Below are 17,755 nucleotides of genomic sequence, written 5' to 3'. Positions count from 1 at the left end.
CAGCCCATGGACGAAATGTTGCATATCGCCAGTCTTGTCGTACTTGCCCGCCCTGAATTGCTTGAAGCGGTAAAAGCCAACTTGCGCCTGCTCGAAGGGCTTGAACTGCATCAACAAAGTGCCGTGGGAAAGTTAGTGGTGGTACTTGAAGCCCGTGATGAAACACAGATTCTTCACTGCATCGAACAGATCAACAACTTGCCCGGCGTACTGAATGCGGCGTTGATCTATCACGAACTCCTCGACCCTGCAGGAGCGTCCCAATGAGCATGACCCGCCGTGAATTCGCCAAGGCCCAGGCAGCCGCCATTGCCGCCGCTGCGGCCGGCCTGCCGATCTACACCACCGCCAGCAACCTGATCACCGAAGCCGACATGGTCACCCTGGACTGGAACAAGGCGCCCTGCCGCTTCTGCGGCACCGGCTGCAGTGTGATGGTCGCCACCCGCGACAACAAGGTCGTGGCCACCCACGGCGACGTCAAGGCCGAGGTCAACCGCGGGCTCAACTGCGTGAAGGGCTACTTTCTGTCCAAGATCATGTACGGCAACGATCGCCTGACCCAGCCACTGCTGCGCATGAAAAACGGCCAGTACGACAAACAGGGCGAGTTCCAGCCCATCAGTTGGGAAAAGGCCTTCGACATCATGGAGGCCAAGTTCAAAGAGGCGTTGAAGAACAAAGGCCCGGAAGCGGTGGGCATGTTCGGCTCCGGGCAATGGACGGTGTGGGAAGGCTACGCCGCCAACAAACTGATGAAGGCCGGTTTTCGCAGCAACAACATCGATCCCAACGCCCGCCATTGCATGGCCTCGGCGGTCATGGGCTTCATGCGCACCTTCGGCATGGACGAGCCGATGGGCTGCTACGACGACATCGAAGCCACCGACGCCTTCGTGCTCTGGGGCTCGAACATGGCCGAAATGCACCCGATACTCTGGAGCCGGGTCACCGACCGGCGCCTCAGCCAGCCCCAGGTCAAGGTCGCGGTACTGTCGACCTTCGAGCACCGCAGCTTCGAGCTGGCCGACATCCCCATGGTGTTCAAGCCGCAGACCGACTTGTTGATCCTCAACTACATCGCCAATCACATCATCGAGAGTGGTGCGGTCAACAAGGATTTCGTCAGCAAGCACACCCGCTTTGCCAAGGGTGCCGATGACATCGGCTATGGCCTGCGGCCGGACAACCCGCTGGAGGCCAAAGCCAAGAACGCCGACAAGGCCAACACCTGGAGCGACATCGACTTCGAACAATTCGCCGCGTTCGTCAGGCCCTACACCCTGGAGCGCACCGCCCAGGAAACCGGGGTGCCCGCCGAACGGCTCAAGGCCCTGGCCGAACTGTATGCCGACCCCAAGCGCAAGGTGGTGTCGTTCTGGACCATGGGCTTCAACCAGCACACCCGTGGGGTGTGGGCCAACAACCTGATCTACAACATCCACTTGCTCACCGGCAAGATCAGCGAACCTGGCAACAGCCCCTTCTCCCTCACCGGCCAGCCTTCGGCCTGTGGCACCGCGCGAGAGGTCGGGACGTTCTCCCACCGCCTGCCGGCGGACCTGGTGGTGACCAACCCCAAGCACCGCGCCACCGCCGAGAAGATCTGGAAGCTGCCGGCCGGCACTATCCAGGAAAAGGTCGGGTTCCATGCCGTGCAACAGAGCCGCATGCTCAAGGATGGCGTGCTCAACGTGTATTGGACACAGGCCAGCAACAACATGCATGCCGGCCCCAACATCATGCAGGAGGTATTGCCCGGCTGGCGCAAGCCGGAAAACTTCGTGATTGTCTCCGACGTCTACCCCACGGTCTCGGCCCAGGCCGCCGACCTGATCCTGCCCAGCGCAATGTGGGTGGAAAAGGAAGGTGCCTTCGGCAATGCCGAGCGCCGTACACAGTTCTGGCACCAATTGGTGAGCGCGCCGGGTGATGCCAAGTCGGACCTGTGGCAATTGGTGGAGTTCTCCAAACGCTTTACTACTGATGAAGTCTGGCCTGCCGAGTTGCTGGCCAAGGCGCCTGAACTCAAAGGCAAGACCCTGTTCGAGGTGCTGTACAAGAACGGCCAGGTCGACCAGTTTCCCGTCGAGCAACTGGAGGCCGGCTTCAAGAACGATGAGGCCAAGGCGTTTGGCTTCTACCTGCAAAAGGGCCTGTTCGAGGAATACGCCCAGTTCGGTCGCGGCCACGGTCATGACCTGGCCACTTTCGACCGCTACCACAGCGAACGCGGGCTGCGCTGGCCAGTGGTCGACGGCAAGGAAACCCGCTGGCGCTATCGCGAAGGACTCGACCCCTATGTCCAGGCCGGTTCTGGCGTGCAGTTCTATGGCTACCCGGACAAGAAGGCGATCATCTTCGCCCTGCCCTACGAGCCGCCAGCCGAGGCGCCCGACAAGGACTACCCGTTCTGGCTGAGCACCGGGCGGGTGCTGGAGCACTGGCACACCGGCAGCATGACCCAGCGCGTCGAGGAGCTGTACAAGGCCGTACCCGACGCCCTGGTGTACATGCACCCGGACGACGCCAAGGCTTTGAATGCCCGGCGTGGCAGCGAAGTGAAGGTCATCAGCCGCCGTGGCGAGATCCGTGCGCGCATCGAAACCCGCGGGCGCAACAAGCCACCGCGCGGGCTGGTGTTCGTGCCGTTCTTCGATGCCAACAAGCTGATCAACAAGGTCACGCTCGATGCCACCGACCCGATCTCCAAGCAGACCGACTACAAGAAATGCGCCATACGAATCGAGTTGATCAGCGTGGCCTGAGGAGCACCGTCATGAATCTACGCATCCTGCCGTTGTGCCTGCTCGCTGCCATTGGCGTGGTGATCGCCGCCGAAGTCGACTACCCGCTCGACGCACCCGGGCCGGACGGGCGCCGCCCCGGCGGCACCCTGACCCAGAACATGCCAGCGCCGGTCATTGCCAACGATGAAAACAAGGACCTCAAGCGCGAGCGCAACTACCCCGACCAACCGCCGACCATTCCCCACAGCATTCGCGGCTACCAGATCGACATCAACGGCAACAAGTGCCTGTCGTGTCACAGTCGGGCCAACAGCGCCCGCAGCCAGGCCACCATGATCAGTATCACTCACTACATGGACCGCGACGGCCAGGCACTGGCGGCGGTGTCGCCGCGCCGCTACTTCTGCAACCAGTGCCATGTCCCGCAAAAAGAAGTGAAACCGCTGGTGGGCAACACGTTTGAAACCATCGACAAGATCCTGCAAGACGACGCCAACGCCAAACCTTGAGGAGTCGCCATGAAAGCACTGTTCGCCCTGCTCAAGGAGTACTGGGGCATCCTCTGTCGACCCAGCGTGTACTTCAGCCTGGGCTTCCTGACCCTGGGTGGCTTCATCGCCGGGATCATCTTCTGGGGTGGCTTCAACACGGCGCTTGAAGCGACCAACACGGAAAAGTTCTGTGTGTCGTGCCACGAGATGCGCGACAACGTCTTTGTCGAACTCAAGGAAACCATCCACTACACCAACCGCTCCGGCGTGCGCGCCAGTTGCCCGGATTGCCATGTGCCCCACGAGTGGACCCACAAGATCGCACGCAAGATGCAAGCATCCAAGGAAGTGTGGGGCAAGCTATTCGGCACCATCGACACACGCGACAAATTCGTTGCCTTGCGCCGGGAGCTGGCCGAGCACGAGTGGGCGCGGCTCAAGGCCAATGACTCACGGGAGTGTCGCAACTGTCACAACTTCGAATTCATGGACTTCACCCGCCAGAGCAAACGCGCGGCGGCCATGCACTCCACCTCGCTGGCCAAGGGTGAAGCCACGTGCATCGATTGCCACAAGGGCATCGCTCACAAACTACCGGACATGCATGGGGTCAAGGGCTGGTAGCCACTGGGTTACGGGCAGCCGGCTCGAAATCGCGACCCCAGGGTCGGAGCGGGCTTGCCCCCCCGAGAGGCCGGTATAGCCAGCGAAATGGGTGTTGCCTGAACCATTGATCGCGGGGTAAGCCCGCTCCTACCGGTCCAATCGGCGGGTGCGCTGAAATCGGGCCAACCGTACGACCCGAAACAGACCTCGTAGCCGCTAACGACCCTGCGCCCGCTCTACCAGGCCAAACACCCCCATCCCCAGCAGCATCGCCGCGACAAAGAACAGCACCTGCCAGTTCCCGCTCAACACCAGGGCCAAAGAAGGCCCGGGGCAGATCCCGGCGATCCCCCAGCCCACGCCGAACACCAGGCTACCGATGATCAAGCGCCGATCCAGTTCCCGGGCAACCGGCATGCGCATCGGCAGGCCAAGCACCGAGCGGGTGTGGCGCTTGCTCCACTGCATCGGCACCAGCGCAGCCCCGGTCGCCCCCACCATCACCAGCCCGAGGGACGGATCCCACCGCCCCGCCAGGTCAAGAAATCCCAGCACCTTGGCAGGATCAGCCATGCCGGCCAGCAACAGGCCAAGACCAAACAACAACCCTGCCACCACCGCCATCACGCCGCGCATGTTCAAGCCCCCCACACATGACGAACCATGAACACCACGGCAAAACCGCTGGCCATGAAGCACAGCGTCGCCAGCAATGAGCGTGGGGACAACCGTGCAAGGCCGCACACGCCATGACCACTGGTGCAACCGGCTGCATAACGGGTGCCCAGACCAACCAGCAGCCCGGCCACGACCAGCCCCCACACAGGGGTCTCGAATTCCACCTGCACCGGCCCTGCCCACAACCACCACAGCAAGGGCGAAAGCAGCACGCCGAGAACAAACAGCGCCTTCTCCCCTCGCCCTTCGCTCCCTGGCTGCAACACGCTGCCCAGCAATCCGCTGATGCCAGCGACACGGCCATTGACCAGCGCAAACAGGCTGACGGCCACGCCAATCAACACGCCGCCCATCAAGGCTGTCCAGGGGGTGAAGTGGCTCCAGTCGATTGTCATGTGTGCTCCTGCCGGTCTTGGCAACTACAATAGGTCCGGCCATTGTACAGCGCGCCTGTGTAGGCGCTGCCGACCCGCTGATCAAAAGGATACGGACCATGCCTAAGGCGCTAATGACATTCGCCGCCTGCTTCGCCGCAGCGCTCGTTGGCGGCTGCTCCACGCAACTGACCGAAGCCGGGGCCAAAGTCGACCTGGTGACGGCCGCTTCATCGCAGCACTGCAACCTCCTTTCGATGTTCACCGTACAAGGTAGCGATCCCGACGAGACCTTGCGCATGGCCTTCAATCGAGCGGCAGTGCTGGGGGCCGACAGCATGGCGGTAGCGGACGGCAAAGAAACGACGGACGGCGCCGAAATCAACGGCGCCGCCCTGGTTTGTCACCCCCAGGGTTGAGCCCTCCCAGGGCCCCTGGTGGGGCGAGCCTTTGGTGTCCGTTTGGGCTGGGCCGGCACACCGGCGACTGCCAAAGGGACCCGCCGTAAAGTCGGACAGGTGATTCAGCGCCACCAGCGCAAATGGATATGCTTACTATCGCGGGGCAAGCCCGCTCCTACCGGGTGGCGTTTTACATCAGCTCGGCGAACACCTGCAGGTGATGGTCATCATCACCAAACTGCCGCGCCACCATCAACAAATGCTTGGCATGGTGCGAGAGCATGTACTCCCAGGTCAGGCCGATTCCCCCATGCAGCTGAATACCCTGGTCCGCCACAAATCGACTGGCCCGACTGACGATGAACTTGGCCGCCGCAAGCGTCCGGCTGCGCGCTTCGCTGTCAGGCTGGTCCGCCACGCAGGCCGCAAGCAGCGCCATTGAAGTGGCCTGGTCCAACTCGATGCGCATATCCACCATGCGATGCTGCAACACCTGGAACTTGCCGATCGGCTGGCCGAACTGCTGGCGCGTCTTCAGGTAGTCGAGGGTAAGCGCACAAGCCGCTTCCATACTGCCCACCGCTTCGGCGCACTGCGCCGCAATCGCCCGCCCTTGCTGATAGCGCAGTGCCGCTAGGCCGCCGCCCGGCTCGCCCAGCAGCGCATCTGCCTCGACAAACACCCCGTCCAGATAAAGCTCACACGCCCTACGCCCATCAAAGGTTGCAAACGACCGACGGCGTACACCTGCCGCCTGCGGATCAAGCAAAAACAGACTGATCCCATCACTGCTGCGCGCCGACACCACGATCAGCCCGGCACTCTGGCCCCCAACCACCACCGACTTGCGCCCCTCAAGCCTCCAGCCGCCGTCAACGGGCGTCGCCACGGTTTGTACATCGTCCAGCTGGTAATGGCTCTGCGGTTCCTCAAGGGCAACGGCCAACTGCAGGCTTGCGCTGCCCACCTGTGGCAACAACGCCTGTTTTTGCGCCTCGGTTCCGAGGTGGGCCACCAGGCCACCGGCGTAAATCACCGATTGTAAAAAAGGATCAAGACAAAGCCCCCGCCCCAGCTCGGTCATGACCACCTGGTTATCGACGCCGCTGCCGCCGAAACCACCATAGACCTCGGCGAATGGCACTGCGCACAGGCCAAGCTCGCCCAGCTGCTGCATGAACGAGGCACTGAAGCCACACGCACTGTTGCGTGCCTGTTCGCGCTGTTCGAAACCATAAGCGTCACGCACCAGACGCGCAGTGGTGTCCTGCAGCATCAGCTGCTCTTGTGTCAGTTTGAAATCCATGAGCAAGGCGCCTTAGAGTTCGAGGATCATTTTCGCGATGATGTTTTTCTGGATCTCGTTGGCGCCACCGTAGATCGAGGCCTTGCGCGCATCCAGGTACTGGTAGGTGGCTGCGCTGCTGTACTCGGTATACAGCAACGGCTCATCGCCGTAGCCCAGCTCGTCCTCAATGAACGGCAGCGCATAAGGCCCCACCGCCTTGCTCATCAGGTAGGTGATGGCCTGGCGGATCTCGGTGCCCTTGATCTTCAGGAACGAGCTTTCCGCCCCTGGTGCAGCGCCATCCTGCGCAGCGGCGAGGGTGCGCAGGTTGGTCATTTCGGCGGCCATCAGTTGCATCTCGACTTCGGCGACCTGGGCGCGGAACAACGGCTCCTCGATCAACGGGCGACCGTCGCGCAACTCGTGCGTGGCGATGTGCTTGAGGCGGCCTAGCAGCGCTTTGTTCTGGGCAATCCCGCCGATGCTGGTGCGTTCGTGGGTCAACAGGTACTTGGCGCAGGTCCAGCCTTCGTTCTCCTGCCCGACCAGGTTGGCCACCGGCACGCGCACATTGTCGAAGAACACTTCGTTGACCTCATGCTCACCATCAAGGGTGATGATCGGCCGCACGGTAATGCCCGGGGTCTTCATGTCGATCAGCAAAAACGAAATGCCCCGCTGCTGACGGGCCTCGGCGTCGGTGCGTACCAGGCAGAACATCCAGTCGGCATAGTGGGCCAGGGTGGTCCAGGTTTTCTGGCCGTTGACCAGATAGACGTCGCCGTCCCGGGTTGCCCGGGTTTTCAACGACGACAGGTCCGAGCCCGCACCTGGTTCCGAGTAGCCCTGGCACCACCAGTCTTCGCAGCTGAGGATACGCGGCAAAAAGCGCGCCTTCTGCTCGGCGGTACCGAACTTGATGATCACCGGGGCAACCATTTTCAGCCCGAACGACACCACTTTCGGCGCCCCGGCCGCAAAGCACTCCTCATCGAAAATATGCTTCTGCACTGCGCTCCAGCCGGTGCCGCCCACCTCCACCGGCCAGCCCGGTGCCAACCACCCCTGCTGGTCGAGGATCTGCATCCACTGCACCTGGTGCGCCTTGCTCAGGCGCTTGCCCTGGCTGATCCTATCCGACAGCTCGGTGGGCAGCCGCTCACGCAAAAAGCCCCGCACCTGCTCGCGAAAAGCCTGCTCGGGCACTGTGTATTCAATGTCCATCAATCCACTCCATCAGTCGAACAGAATCACCGAGCGGGCCAGCTCGCCACGGCGCAGTTCATCAAAGGCCTCGTTGATCTGGTCCAGGCGGATACGCTGGGAAATCATCTGGTCGAGCTTGAGTTTGCCGGCCATGTAGAAATCCACCAGGCGCGGCATGTCCACCGGGAAGCGGTTGGAGCCCATCAGCGACCCCTGGAGTCGTCGTTCGTGCAGCAGTTGCAGCGGGTCAACTTCAATTTTCAGGCCCGGCTTGAGCATGCCGATCACCGTGGCGGTGCCGCCACGGGCGAGCATGGCGAAGGCCTGCTCGACGGTTTGCTTGAGGCCGATGCATTCGAAGGCGTGGTGAACGCCACCACGGGTCAGTTCCAGCACCTGCTTGGCGACGTTGCCGTCCTTGGCGTTGATTACATCGGTGGCGCCGAACTGGCGAGCCAGCTCCAGCTTGGCGTCGAGCATGTCGATGGCAATGATCCGCCCTGCCCCCGCCAGCGCGGCGCCATTGATGGCAGCCAGACCGATCCCGCCGCAGCCGATCACGGCCACGGTTTCACCGGGGCGTACCTTGGCGGTGTTGAACACTGCGCCTGTGCCGGTGGTGACCGCGCAACCGAGCAATGCCGCACGGTCCAGCGGCATGTCGCGACGGATCGCCACGCAGGCGTTCTCATGCACCAGCATCTGCTCGGCAAAACCGGACAGGTTGACGAATTGCGGGATCGGCTGTTGCACGTAGGTCAGGCGCGACTCTTCATCTGCGCCGCGTTTGGTCTCCGGGGACACGCAGCGGGCCAGGTGGCCGGTCACGCAATGTTCACAGTGGCCGCAGAACACCGTAAGGCACGTCACCACGTGATCGCCCGGCTTCACCGAACGCACCTCACTGCCGACCTGCTCGACCACGCCGGCCGCTTCATGCCCCAGCACCAGCGGGCCGGGAAACGGGAATGCGCCATCGATCACATGCAGATCCGAATGACACACGCCCACGGCCCGGGTACGGATCAAAACCTCACGAGGGCCCGGTTTGCTGATGCCCACTTCTTCGATTACCAGCGGGGCGCCAACCTGATGGAATACGGCAGCTTTCATGGCAGTTCTCTTGATTGGAAGGTGAAGGTTCAGGCCACAGTCGGCGCGGTACGCAGCACCGCCTTGGCATGGCTGAAGGTTCGGAAACCGTCGATACCGTGATACGCGCCCATACCGCTCTGGCCGACGCCGCCGAACGGCAGGCCTTCGGTGCTGGCATGGCTGAGCACGCCGTTGAGGGTCACACCGCCTGAGCAGGTATGGGTGAGTACCAGGGCTTCTTCCTCGGCGTCATGGCCGAAGTAATAGAGCGCCAGGGGGCGTGGGCGCGCGTTGATGTGGGCAATCACCTCGGTAATGCTGTGATAGGGCTTGATCGGCAGTAGCGGGCCAAAAATCTCATCCTGCATCACCTGCAGCTCATCGCCTGGATTGCGCAACAGGGTCGGTGCAATTTTGTTGAGCGGCGCGTGGCACAGGTCCTCGGCATTGGGGTTGAGTTCGATCAGCTCGACGCCTGCCTCCCGTGCTTCGCTCAGGTAACGCTGCAATCGCTCGACGTGGCGGGCATTGATGATCGAGGTGTATTCGGGATTGTCCTTGAGCGTCGGAAAAAACTTCGCCACCACCGCCTTGGCCACGGCAATAAAGGCGTCCACCGATTCGTGCGGCACAAATACATAGTCAGGCGCCACACACAGCTGGCCGGCGTTGAGCAGCTTGCCCATTACCACCTTGGCCACAGCCTCCTGGAAATGGGCGGAACGGGAGATAATGGTCGGCGATTTTCCACCCAGCTCCAGGGTGACTGGCACCAGGTTTTCGGCGGCGGCGCGCAGTACCTGCTTGCCGATGCTGCCGGCGCCGGTGAACAGCAAATGGTCGAACGGCAGGCTGCAGAATGCCTGGCCAACCTCGGGACCACCGACGACCACGGCGACCTCATCTTCGGCATAGGCCGAGCGGATCAGCCGGGCAAGCAGGGCTGAGGTGCGAGGGGTGTATTCCGAGGGTTTGATCATCACCCGGTTGCCGGCGGCCAGTGCCCCGGCCAGGCCGCTGAAGACCATGTAGCCCGGTACATTCCAGGCGGTGACGATACCCACGACACCCAGCGGCTGATATTGCACCCAGGCCTGGCCGGCCTTGGCCTGGCGTGCTTCAGGTTGCATCCACTGGGCCAGTTCGGCCTTGACCTGGGTGAGTGTGGCCAGAGGTGAGAGCACATCGCTTCCCTTGGAAAAGCTCGGGCTACGGTGACCGAAGTCGGCGGCCAGGGCATCGATGATGTCCTGCTCGTGGTTGACCAGCAGACTGATCGCGCGGTCGATCAGCTCGCAACGCTGTTCGGCGCTGTAGGGTTCACTGGCCAGGAAGGCCGCTCGCTGTTTTTCCAGGGTCGAACGGATGTCGATGGCGGTCATTGCTGCCTCGCTTGTTATTGTCGGGTGCCAATGGCGGCATGGTTGATCATTGGCGAGCCGGTGCCGCCACCCGGATCAGGTGGCGGCTGCAGGATCGGTGGGAGCGGGCTTGTCCCGCGATGCAGCTGTCAACGCACTCCCGCATTGCGCAACGCCGACGGGGTGAAGTCGTTGAGCTTGGCACTGACGCCATAGGTGGTGGCATGCCGGGACTGGTTGGTCATGGCCAGCACGTTGTAGCGACCGGCAATCAGGTCATAGATGCCGAGCATGGCAAAGTTGGGCGAACCTCGTTCGTAGTCGTTCATCGCGTAGCCCTCTGCCACTCGCCATAGCTGGCCACGGCCGTCGTAGTGGTCGACTTCGGCCAGTTGCCAGGTGTCTTCGTCAAAGTACATGTCGCGCTTGGCGTAGATGTGCCGATGACCAGGCTTGAGCGTGGCCTGTACGTGCCAGACCCGGTGCAGTTCATAACGCGTCAGGTCCTGGTTGATATGCCCCGGCTTGATGATCTGGTCGTACTTGAGCTTGGGCGACTGCAGCCGATAGTTGTTGTACGGGATATACAGCTCTTTCTTACCGATCAGCTTCCAGTCGTAGCGGTCCGGGGCGCCATTCATCATGTCGGTGTTGTCGGCGGTACGCATGCCGTCCGAACCGTTGCCCGGGCCGTCGTAAGCCACCTGCGGGGCACGCCGCACACGGCGCTGGCCGGCGTTGTAGACCCAGGCCAGGCGCGGTTCCTTGACCTGGTCGATGGTCTCGTGGATCAGCACCACACTGCCGGCCATGCGCGACGGTGCGGTGATCTCCTGTTTGTAGTAGTAGAGGATGTTGTCACCCTGCCCCGGCTTGACGTCCCCCATCAGTTGCGGAAACGCCAGGGTGTCGTCGTACTCGACAATCGAGTACGAGCCGTTGGTTTGCGGTGCCGCCTGCGCCGCCTCACGGCTCATGTTGCCGCCCCGGTAGCGGTTGGTATGGTTCCAGTACACCTCCACCCCGCTCTTGGGAATCGGGAACGGGTAGTAGCGAGTCTGCGCGAAGTTCACCAGGCCGTTGCCATCGGGGGTGAGCTCGGTGGTCACCGCGCTTTTCCTGGCAATGTCGTAGATGTCCTGCGGCGAGGCAGCCGTACGCTGGGTCTTGTACACCGGGATCTTGTAGCTGTCCGGGTAGCGTTTGAACATCGCCAGTTGGCCGGGGGTGAGTTTGTCTTTGTACTGCTCGGCAGTGGCGGCGGTAATCACCATCAGCGGTTTCTCGCTGGCGAACGGATCACCCAGAAAGCCGTTGTCCAACGGCGCTGCGCCAGGCTTCAGGCCACCCGTCCAGGCCGGGATGCTACCCTCGGCGTTGCCTTCCTTCTGGGCGCCCAGCGGCGTGAGGGTGGTGCCCAGTTGAGCGGCTTCCTGGGGCGAAACGGCGGCCATCACACTGCTTGCCAGCAGCGACAGGCTCAATGCGCCAACGTGCAGAATGAAACGTGCGTTCATGTTGAGGTTCCTCTGGCAGGGTTGCATCAGAAGTTCACGCCCAGGCTCAGGGCGAGGAAGTCACGATCGATGTTGGTGTTGAAGTCGCCACCAAAAAAGTTGGTGTAGCTGAGGCTTGCGGTGTAGGTGTTCTGGTACTCGGCATCCACGCCGACGCTGACAGCCTTGGAGCCTTCGTCGAAGTTGGGGCCATAGCCCTGCACGTCGTGGGACCAGGCCAGGTTGGGCGACAGGTTGATACCGGCGATCACGTTCTGGTAATCGAGCTTGGCGCGCAGTCGATAGCCCCAGCTGTTGCTGGTATAGAAGCCGTCGTCATTGCACTCCTGGGCCGGGTTGCTGGCCGTTGGCGTGCCCACCGCGCTGCCCTGGCAGGTGGCCAGGCCCAGCGCGCCAGGCAGTTCACCGGAGCCGAAGGCCGGGCTGCGACCAAAACGCAGGTCGCTGCCGTCGGCCTTGCCCAGGCCGTTGATGTGGTTGTAGCCAACCTCTCCCACCACAGTCAGGCGGCTGGCACCCAGCACCTGGTCGAAGAACTGTGTGGCCGTTACCTGCGCCTGCGTCACCGGCATGCGCTTGTAGCCATTGACTTCGGCGCCCAGGGTGCGGCCGGCAAAGCCGGTGGTGATCAGGGGCGACGTGGCGCCAAAGGTTGCCGATGACAGCAGGTCGGCAGTATTCAATTGCAGCGGCATGTTGGGCCGGTAACTGACCTCGCCGCCCAGTGCCACGCCGCCGACGTTGGTCTGGAAGCTCAGGCCGTAGAGGCGGATATCCTCGGGGTAGCCGATGAAGTAGCGGGCACTGCGTGCCGATGCCACGCCGCCTGCGGCGCTGCTCATCTGATTGATGCTCAGGTAAGGGTTGCGGCTGTGGTAGTTCATGGCATAGGCACCGAACTCGGTGTCGTTGAACTCCGGCACGAACCAGCGCAAGGCCAGGCCGTACTGGCCGCTGTCGCGGGCGTCGTCGTCCTTGAGCCGCGGGATGTAGGCATCGTCAAGGCCGGCAGCGATGGCCGCCAGGCCCCCGGTGTTCTGCGCAGCGCCCGGCGGCAGGTCGAGACCGGCGATCACCAGGCGATCGTTGCAGCCCTGCGGCACACCGTCATTGCCGAAGAAGGTGCCGCAGTTGTCGACTACCGATTTCTCCCATTCGAGCTGGTAGAACGCTTCGGCGGTAATGTTCTCGGCAAGGCCCTGGGAGACATAGAGCAAGTTAACCGGAATCAGGCCTTCCTTCACTTCCGCCCCCGGACGGCGCAGGGCCGCCACGTCGATGGGGTTGATGCTGTTGATCGAGTTACCGATGAAAGTACTCTCGCCCCAGCTCACCACCTGCTTGCCCAGGCGCACGTTGCCAACCTGATCGCCGATGGAATAGTTGTGGTACACGAAGCTGTCGAGGAACATTGCCCCGGACGACTTGGCCGCACGGTCGCGTCCACTGTCGTCGATGTCATAGAACGGCCGGTGCTCGTCCATCAGCTCGAAGTCATACCAGTACTTGCCGCGCACGAAGGCACCACTGTCACCGTACTTGAGCTCCAGGTCATGCACACCCTTGAAGATTTTGGAGAAAGTCTCGCCCTTCTTGAAGTTCAGGCGGTTGTCGTCCGTGGTGCGCGACGACGACTCACCGGACTTGCCCTGGGCGTTGAAGTTGGAAATGAATTTCGAGTCCGGGTCGGTGGTCGACCAGCTGGCACCGATGGACAGCGCCGAATCGAAACTGCCCTGGATTTCCCCGATATCGAATTCAACAGCGTGGGCTTTTTGACCCGCGCAGGTGGCAACCATTACAGCTACGGCCAGCAGACTTGGCTGGAAGACGCCGCGCATTGTTGTTCTTGTCATGCGGTTTCTCCGGTTAGGGATTGAGGGGTGCGTCCGTGCCGGCACAGCACGGGTGTGTCCTTTCACCCGAAATAGCGAAACAATTACTGGCCGCCGCTGGTGTTCGCGTACAAGGTCACCACGCAGGCACCCCCCAACCCCAGGTTGTGGGCCAAGGCCAGGCGTGCGCCTTCGACCTGACGCTGATCGGCATTGCCGCGCAGTTGCTGGGTCAGCTCGTAGCATTGGGCAAGACCGGTGGCGCCCAACGGGTGCCCTTTTGAAAGCAGGCCACCGGACGGGTTGATGACGATCTGCCCGCCGTAGGTGTTGTCGCCGTCCTTGACGAACTGTTCGGCGCCGCCTTCCGGGCAGAAACCCAGCGACTCGTAGCAGATCACTTCGTTCTGGGCGAAACAGTCATGCAGCTCGCATAGCTGGATATCCTGCGGACCGACACCCGCCTTCTCGTACACCTGGTGCGCCGCAGCACGGGTCATATGGGTGCCGACCCAGTCGAGCATCGACGGCTGGTCGAAATTGAAGGACTCGGGCGTGTCGGTGGTCATTGCCTGGGCCAGGATCTGCACGTCACGGCGCAACCCGTGCTTGCGGGCAAAGCGCTCGGACACCAGAATTGCCGCCGCACCGCCACAGGTCGGTGGGCACGCCATCAGGCGGGTCATCACCCCAGGCCAGAGCACCGGGTCGGCCATGACATCTTCGGTGCTGAGCACCTTGCGAAACAGCGCCAAGGGGTTGTTCGCCGCATGGCGGCTGGCCTTGGCGCGCACGGCGGCGAAGGTTTCCATGCGGGTGCCGTACTTCTGCATGTACTCGCGCCCGGCGCCGCCGAAGGTCCGCAGCGCCTGGGCCATTTCGCTGCCGACGTCGTTGGTGAGGCCGCGCAGGATCGGCAAGAAGCGCTCACGGGTTGGCGGGCGATCATCCCAGTGGGACTTCAACGGACCTGCCTGCATCTGTTCGAAGCCTACCGCCAGCACACAATCGGCGGCGCCCGACTCGATGGCCTTGCGCGCCAGGTACAGGGCGGTAGAACCGGTGGAGCAGTTGTTGTTGACGTTGATCACCGGGATGCCGGTCATGCCCACTTCGTAGAGCACAGTCTGTCCGCAGGTGGAGTCGCCGTAGACATACCCGGCGTAGGCCTCCTGTACCCGTTCATAACCGATGCCGGCATCGGCCAGGGCGCGGCGTACCGCTTCGGCGCCCATTTGTACATAAGTCGGGCTGGTGCCGGGCTTGCTGAAGGGAATCATGCCGACGCCGGCCACCAATACGTTTTCGCTCATGGGCTCACCTGGAAAATAGAGAAAGAATCAAAGCTGGCGGGCGATCAGTTCGCGCAGCACTTCACTGGTACCGCCGAAGATCCGCGTCACACGCATGTCGACGAAGGCCCGGGCAATCGGGTACTCGAGCATGTAGCCGTAGCCGCCATGCAGCTGGACCATGTCGTCCAGGCACTTGCACAGGGTTTCAGTGGCCAGCAGCTTGGCGATGGCCGACTCTTGCACCGTCAGGCGCCGGCGCATGTGCTCGCCGATGTAGTGGTCGATGGTCAGGCGCACCGCGGTGGCCTGGGCCTTGATGTCGGCGAGCTTGAACTTGGTGTTCTGGAAGTCCCACACGGTCTGGTTGAAGGCCTTGCGGTCCTTCACGTACTCGATGGTCTGCTCAAGCATGCGTTCGAGCTTGGCGGCGCTGTACAGCGCAATCACCAGGCGCTCCTGGGGCAGCTCCTCCATCAGGTGCATGAAGCCCTTGTTCTCTTCACCCAGCAGGTTGCCCACCGGCACCCGTACCTCGTCGAAGAACATCTCGGCGGTGTCGGCCGCTGCCTGGCCGACCTTTTCCAGCTTGCGGCCGCGGCGAAAACCCGGGCGATCGCACTCGACCATGATCAGGCTGCAACCCTTGGCACCCGCGCTGGGGTCGGTCTTGCACACCACCACGACCATGTCGCACGACAGGCCGTTGCTGATGAAGGTCTTGCTGCCGTTGATCACCCACTCGTCACCGTCGCGCACGGCGGTGGTGCGGATGGCCTTGAGATCGGAACCAGTGCCCGGCTCGGTCATGGCCACGGCCAGCACGGTTTCGCCGGTGCAGATTTTTGGCAGCCATTGCTGCTTTTGCGCTTCGCTGCCCAGACGCACGATGTAGGGCGCGACAATGTCCGAATGCACCCCCAGGCTCCAACCGGATACACCAGCGCGGTACAGCTCTTCGATCAGCACCGCCGAGTGACCGAAGTCGCCGCCACCGCCGCCGTATTCGGCTGGCACGGTAAGGCACAGGAGGTTGTGGCGACCGGCCTTGAGCCAGGTTTCGCGATCAACCTGCCCGGCTTCGTCCCACTGCGCCTGCTTGGGCAGGCATTCGCGCTCGAAGAAACGCCGTGCGGTTTCACGCAGCATTTCATGGTCTTCTCGGTAGACGGTACGGTTGATGTGCATCGGTATCTCCAGTGGGTTGCCAGGCCTGGTGCGCCTGGTTCGTAACCCCAATGTAGTGAGCCGGGTGGGTGTTTGAGCCACCCGGATCGGGTAGCGCGAATGGGTGGTTTGCGGGTCAGTCCACAGGCCGTGCAGGGCGCGCGGCATAAGCCTCGCGCAGCACCCGCTTGAGCACCTTTCCGGCCGCCGAGAGTGGCAATTGCCGGATGAATTCAACCGATTTCGGGCACTTGTAGCCGGCGATGTACTGGCGGCAATGGGCACGCAACTGTGCCTCGTCCACCTGGGCGCCGGGGCTGCAGACCACCACCGCATGTACCGCCTCGCCCCATTGCGCATGGGGAATGCCGATCACCGCGCACTGGGCTACCGCCGGGTGACGGGCCAGGGCGTTCTCGACTTCGGCCGGGTAGATGTTCTCGCCGCCGCTGACGATCATGTCCTTGAGCCGGTCGACGATGAACAGGTAGCCCTGCTCGTCCATGTAGGCGCCGTCGCCGGTGTGCAACCAGCCATTGCGCAAGGCCCTGGCAGTTTCTTCGGGCTTGTTCCAGTAGCCCTGCATGATGTTCGGCCCACGCACGATGATTTCGCCCACGGTGCCGCGCGGCACCTCCACCCCCTCGGGGTCGACAATCTTCACCTGTACGCCCAACCCGCCACGCCCCACCGAACGTGACAGCCCGCTGGCCCGCGCCTCGGGAGTGTGGTTGCACGGCAGGTTGCTCGACACTACCGGGCACGCCTCGGTCAAGCCGTAGGAATGCGACAGCTCGATGTCCGGCAGCCGCGCCAGCAGTTGCTCGACCATCTCGCCGGCACTTGGGGATGCACCATAGGTCAGGCGCCTGAGCGAGCTGAGGTCATGCCGGTCGAAGTCGGCATGGGCCAGCAGCGCAAGAATCATGCTAGGCACCAGCAACGTTTCGGTAACCTGCTCGCGTTCGATCACCTGCAAGGTGTGCGCGGCGTCGAAGCTGGCCACCAGCACATGGCTTTCACCGGCCATGAACTGGATCAGCGCCCGCGCCATGCCAGCCACGTGGAACAGCGGTGCCACTTGCAGCAGCCGCCCGCCGGCAATCGGCGGCATGTCCACCATGCGTGGCATGCAGGCCGACCACAGGTTCAGGTGCGACTGCATCACCCCCTTTGGAAAGCCGGTGGTGCCGCCGGTGTACAGGATGCAGGCCAGGTCATCGCCGCCGCGTCCGGCATCCTCCACCGGTGGCGTGTCGGCGATCAGTCGCTCGAAGCCGTGCATTCCTGACGGTACCTCGCTGTCGCCTGCGTAGATGAACTGCGGTGGGGTGCGCGCCAGGGCAGAGATCTCTCCGGCCAGGCCGGCAAAATGTTCATCGACAATCAGAATGGTGGTGCCGCAGTCGTCCAGGGAATAGACGATCTCGGCCACGCTCCAGCGACTGTTCACCGGGTTCAGCACGCCACCGCCCCACCAGACGGCGAACAGGTACTCAAGGTAGCGGTCGCTGTTGTGCGCCAGCATGCCGACCCGATCGCCCGGCGCCATTCCCAGGCGTTGCAAGGCACCGGCCAGGCGGGCGACGCGCTCGACGAACTGGCGGTAGGTCTGGCGCCGCTCACCGAAACAGGTGGCGAGGTGTTCGGGGGTTTGCTGCAAGGTGCGGTGCAGGCATTGAGTCATGTACATG

General features: G+C 62.7%; 16 protein-coding genes. 5 read left to right on the top strand and 11 right to left on the bottom strand.

Annotated elements, in window-relative coordinates; all coding sequences use genetic code 11:
* Nucleotides 1-6 precede the first annotated feature (6 nt).
* The 4 genes from ABVN19_RS08420 to ABVN19_RS08405 are packed head-to-tail and all read left to right on the top strand — an operon-like array spanning nucleotide 7 to nucleotide 3,865.
* A complete protein-coding gene (locus ABVN19_RS08420) occupies nucleotides 7-267 on the top strand; it encodes a chaperone NapD (RefSeq protein WP_028945064.1) in 261 nt (86 codons plus the stop codon).
* Entirely contained in the window at nucleotides 264-2,768 is a 2,505-nt protein-coding gene (gene napA, locus ABVN19_RS08415) for a nitrate reductase catalytic subunit NapA (RefSeq protein WP_028945063.1), read from the top strand. The genes ABVN19_RS08420 and napA overlap by 4 nt, the downstream gene beginning before the upstream one ends.
* Before the next feature lie 11 nt (nucleotides 2,769-2,779).
* Nucleotides 2,780-3,259: a nitrate reductase cytochrome c-type subunit gene (locus ABVN19_RS08410; RefSeq protein WP_028945062.1), complete on the top strand. Its 480-nt coding sequence runs from the start codon at nucleotides 2,780-2,782 to the stop codon at nucleotides 3,257-3,259.
* Nucleotides 3,260-3,268: 9 nt separating this feature from the next.
* Nucleotides 3,269-3,865 (top strand): cytochrome c3 family protein, encoded by a 597-nt coding sequence (locus ABVN19_RS08405; protein WP_028945061.1) that lies wholly within the window; start codon nucleotides 3,269-3,271, stop codon nucleotides 3,863-3,865.
* A 198-nt stretch (nucleotides 3,866-4,063) separates the two neighbouring features.
* Here ABVN19_RS08405 and ABVN19_RS08400 read toward each other — a convergent pair whose 3' ends face one another.
* Both ABVN19_RS08400 and ABVN19_RS08395 read right to left on the bottom strand, forming a co-directional pair.
* A complete protein-coding gene (locus ABVN19_RS08400; RefSeq protein ID WP_105641352.1) occupies nucleotides 4,064-4,483 on the bottom strand; it encodes a DUF6691 family protein in 420 nt (139 codons plus the stop codon).
* Between the two features lie 2 nt (nucleotides 4,484-4,485).
* A complete protein-coding gene (locus ABVN19_RS08395; protein ID WP_028945059.1) occupies nucleotides 4,486-4,920 on the bottom strand; it encodes a YeeE/YedE family protein in 435 nt (144 codons plus the stop codon).
* 98 nt (nucleotides 4,921-5,018) lie between these two features.
* Between ABVN19_RS08395 and ABVN19_RS08390 the strand changes: the two genes are divergently transcribed.
* On the top strand, nucleotides 5,019-5,318 hold the full coding sequence (locus ABVN19_RS08390) for a hypothetical protein (RefSeq protein ID WP_051270636.1): 300 nt from the start codon (nucleotides 5,019-5,021) through the stop codon (nucleotides 5,316-5,318).
* A gap of 172 nt (nucleotides 5,319-5,490) precedes the next feature.
* Here the strand turns inward: ABVN19_RS08390 and ABVN19_RS08385 are convergent, their stop codons facing one another.
* From ABVN19_RS08385 to ABVN19_RS08345, 9 genes are all read right to left on the bottom strand, one after another.
* On the bottom strand, nucleotides 5,491-6,606 hold the full coding sequence (locus tag ABVN19_RS08385; RefSeq protein ID WP_105641353.1) for an acyl-CoA dehydrogenase: 1,116 nt from the start codon (nucleotides 6,604-6,606) through the stop codon (nucleotides 5,491-5,493).
* Between the two features lie 12 nt (nucleotides 6,607-6,618).
* Entirely contained in the window at nucleotides 6,619-7,812 is a 1,194-nt protein-coding gene (locus tag ABVN19_RS08380) for an acyl-CoA dehydrogenase family protein (RefSeq protein ID WP_028945056.1), read from the bottom strand.
* A 12-nt stretch (nucleotides 7,813-7,824) separates the two neighbouring features.
* On the bottom strand, nucleotides 7,825-8,907 hold the full coding sequence (locus ABVN19_RS08375) for a Zn-dependent alcohol dehydrogenase (RefSeq protein ID WP_028945055.1): 1,083 nt from the start codon (nucleotides 8,905-8,907) through the stop codon (nucleotides 7,825-7,827).
* 29 nt (nucleotides 8,908-8,936) lie between these two features.
* Nucleotides 8,937-10,289, bottom strand: coding sequence for a coniferyl aldehyde dehydrogenase (locus ABVN19_RS08370; protein WP_028945054.1), 1,353 nt, complete (start codon nucleotides 10,287-10,289; stop codon nucleotides 8,937-8,939).
* A 110-nt stretch (nucleotides 10,290-10,399) separates the two neighbouring features.
* Nucleotides 10,400-11,767, bottom strand: a complete 1,368-nt coding sequence (locus tag ABVN19_RS08365) for a DUF1329 domain-containing protein (protein ID WP_105641354.1) — start codon at nucleotides 11,765-11,767, stop codon at nucleotides 10,400-10,402.
* Between the two features lie 26 nt (nucleotides 11,768-11,793).
* Nucleotides 11,794-13,623 (bottom strand): DUF1302 domain-containing protein, encoded by a 1,830-nt coding sequence (locus tag ABVN19_RS08360; RefSeq protein WP_105641355.1) that lies wholly within the window; start codon nucleotides 13,621-13,623, stop codon nucleotides 11,794-11,796.
* Between the two features lie 83 nt (nucleotides 13,624-13,706).
* Nucleotides 13,707-14,915, bottom strand: coding sequence for a lipid-transfer protein (locus tag ABVN19_RS08355; protein WP_028945051.1), 1,209 nt, complete (start codon nucleotides 14,913-14,915; stop codon nucleotides 13,707-13,709).
* A gap of 27 nt (nucleotides 14,916-14,942) precedes the next feature.
* On the bottom strand, nucleotides 14,943-16,082 hold the full coding sequence (locus ABVN19_RS08350) for an acyl-CoA dehydrogenase family protein (RefSeq protein ID WP_028945050.1): 1,140 nt from the start codon (nucleotides 16,080-16,082) through the stop codon (nucleotides 14,943-14,945).
* A gap of 115 nt (nucleotides 16,083-16,197) precedes the next feature.
* Entirely contained in the window at nucleotides 16,198-17,754 is a 1,557-nt protein-coding gene (locus tag ABVN19_RS08345; protein WP_028945049.1) for a long-chain fatty acid--CoA ligase, read from the bottom strand.
* Between the last annotated feature and the right edge of the window lies 1 nt (nucleotide 17,755).

It is taken from the genome of Pseudomonas vranovensis (genome assembly GCF_040438935.1).
GTDB classification, from domain to species: domain Bacteria; phylum Pseudomonadota; class Gammaproteobacteria; order Pseudomonadales; family Pseudomonadaceae; genus Aquipseudomonas; species Aquipseudomonas vranovensis.
This window is presented reverse-complemented; position numbering and strand designations above follow the sequence as displayed.

Excerpts from the sequence above, each read along its gene's own strand:
- ABVN19_RS08395 (WP_028945059.1), bottom strand. The coding sequence starts at position 4,920 with ATGACAATCGACTGGAGCCACTTCACCCCCTGGACAGCCTTGATGGGC.
- ABVN19_RS08390 (WP_051270636.1), top strand. The coding sequence starts at position 5,019 with ATGCCTAAGGCGCTAATGACATTCGCCGCCTGCTTCGCCGCAGCGCTC.
- ABVN19_RS08355 (WP_028945051.1), bottom strand. The coding sequence starts at position 14,915 with ATGAGCGAAAACGTATTGGTGGCCGGCGTCGGCATGATTCCCTTCAGC.
- ABVN19_RS08380 (WP_028945056.1), bottom strand. The coding sequence starts at position 7,812 with ATGGACATTGAATACACAGTGCCCGAGCAGGCTTTTCGCGAGCAGGTG.
- ABVN19_RS08420 (WP_028945064.1), top strand. The coding sequence starts at position 7 with ATGGACGAAATGTTGCATATCGCCAGTCTTGTCGTACTTGCCCGCCCT.
- ABVN19_RS08400 (WP_105641352.1), bottom strand. The coding sequence starts at position 4,483 with ATGCGCGGCGTGATGGCGGTGGTGGCAGGGTTGTTGTTTGGTCTTGGC.
- ABVN19_RS08385 (WP_105641353.1), bottom strand. The coding sequence starts at position 6,606 with ATGGATTTCAAACTGACACAAGAGCAGCTGATGCTGCAGGACACCACT.
- ABVN19_RS08365 (WP_105641354.1), bottom strand. The coding sequence starts at position 11,767 with ATGAACGCACGTTTCATTCTGCACGTTGGCGCATTGAGCCTGTCGCTG.
- ABVN19_RS08405 (WP_028945061.1), top strand. The coding sequence starts at position 3,269 with ATGAAAGCACTGTTCGCCCTGCTCAAGGAGTACTGGGGCATCCTCTGT.
- ABVN19_RS08360 (WP_105641355.1), bottom strand. The coding sequence starts at position 13,623 with ATGACAAGAACAACAATGCGCGGCGTCTTCCAGCCAAGTCTGCTGGCC.
- ABVN19_RS08375 (WP_028945055.1), bottom strand. The coding sequence starts at position 8,907 with ATGAAAGCTGCCGTATTCCATCAGGTTGGCGCCCCGCTGGTAATCGAA.
- ABVN19_RS08350 (WP_028945050.1), bottom strand. The coding sequence starts at position 16,082 with ATGCACATCAACCGTACCGTCTACCGAGAAGACCATGAAATGCTGCGT.
- ABVN19_RS08345 (WP_028945049.1), bottom strand. The coding sequence starts at position 17,754 with ATGTACATGACTCAATGCCTGCACCGCACCTTGCAGCAAACCCCCGAA.
- ABVN19_RS08410 (WP_028945062.1), top strand. The coding sequence starts at position 2,780 with ATGAATCTACGCATCCTGCCGTTGTGCCTGCTCGCTGCCATTGGCGTG.
- napA (WP_028945063.1), top strand. The coding sequence starts at position 264 with ATGAGCATGACCCGCCGTGAATTCGCCAAGGCCCAGGCAGCCGCCATT.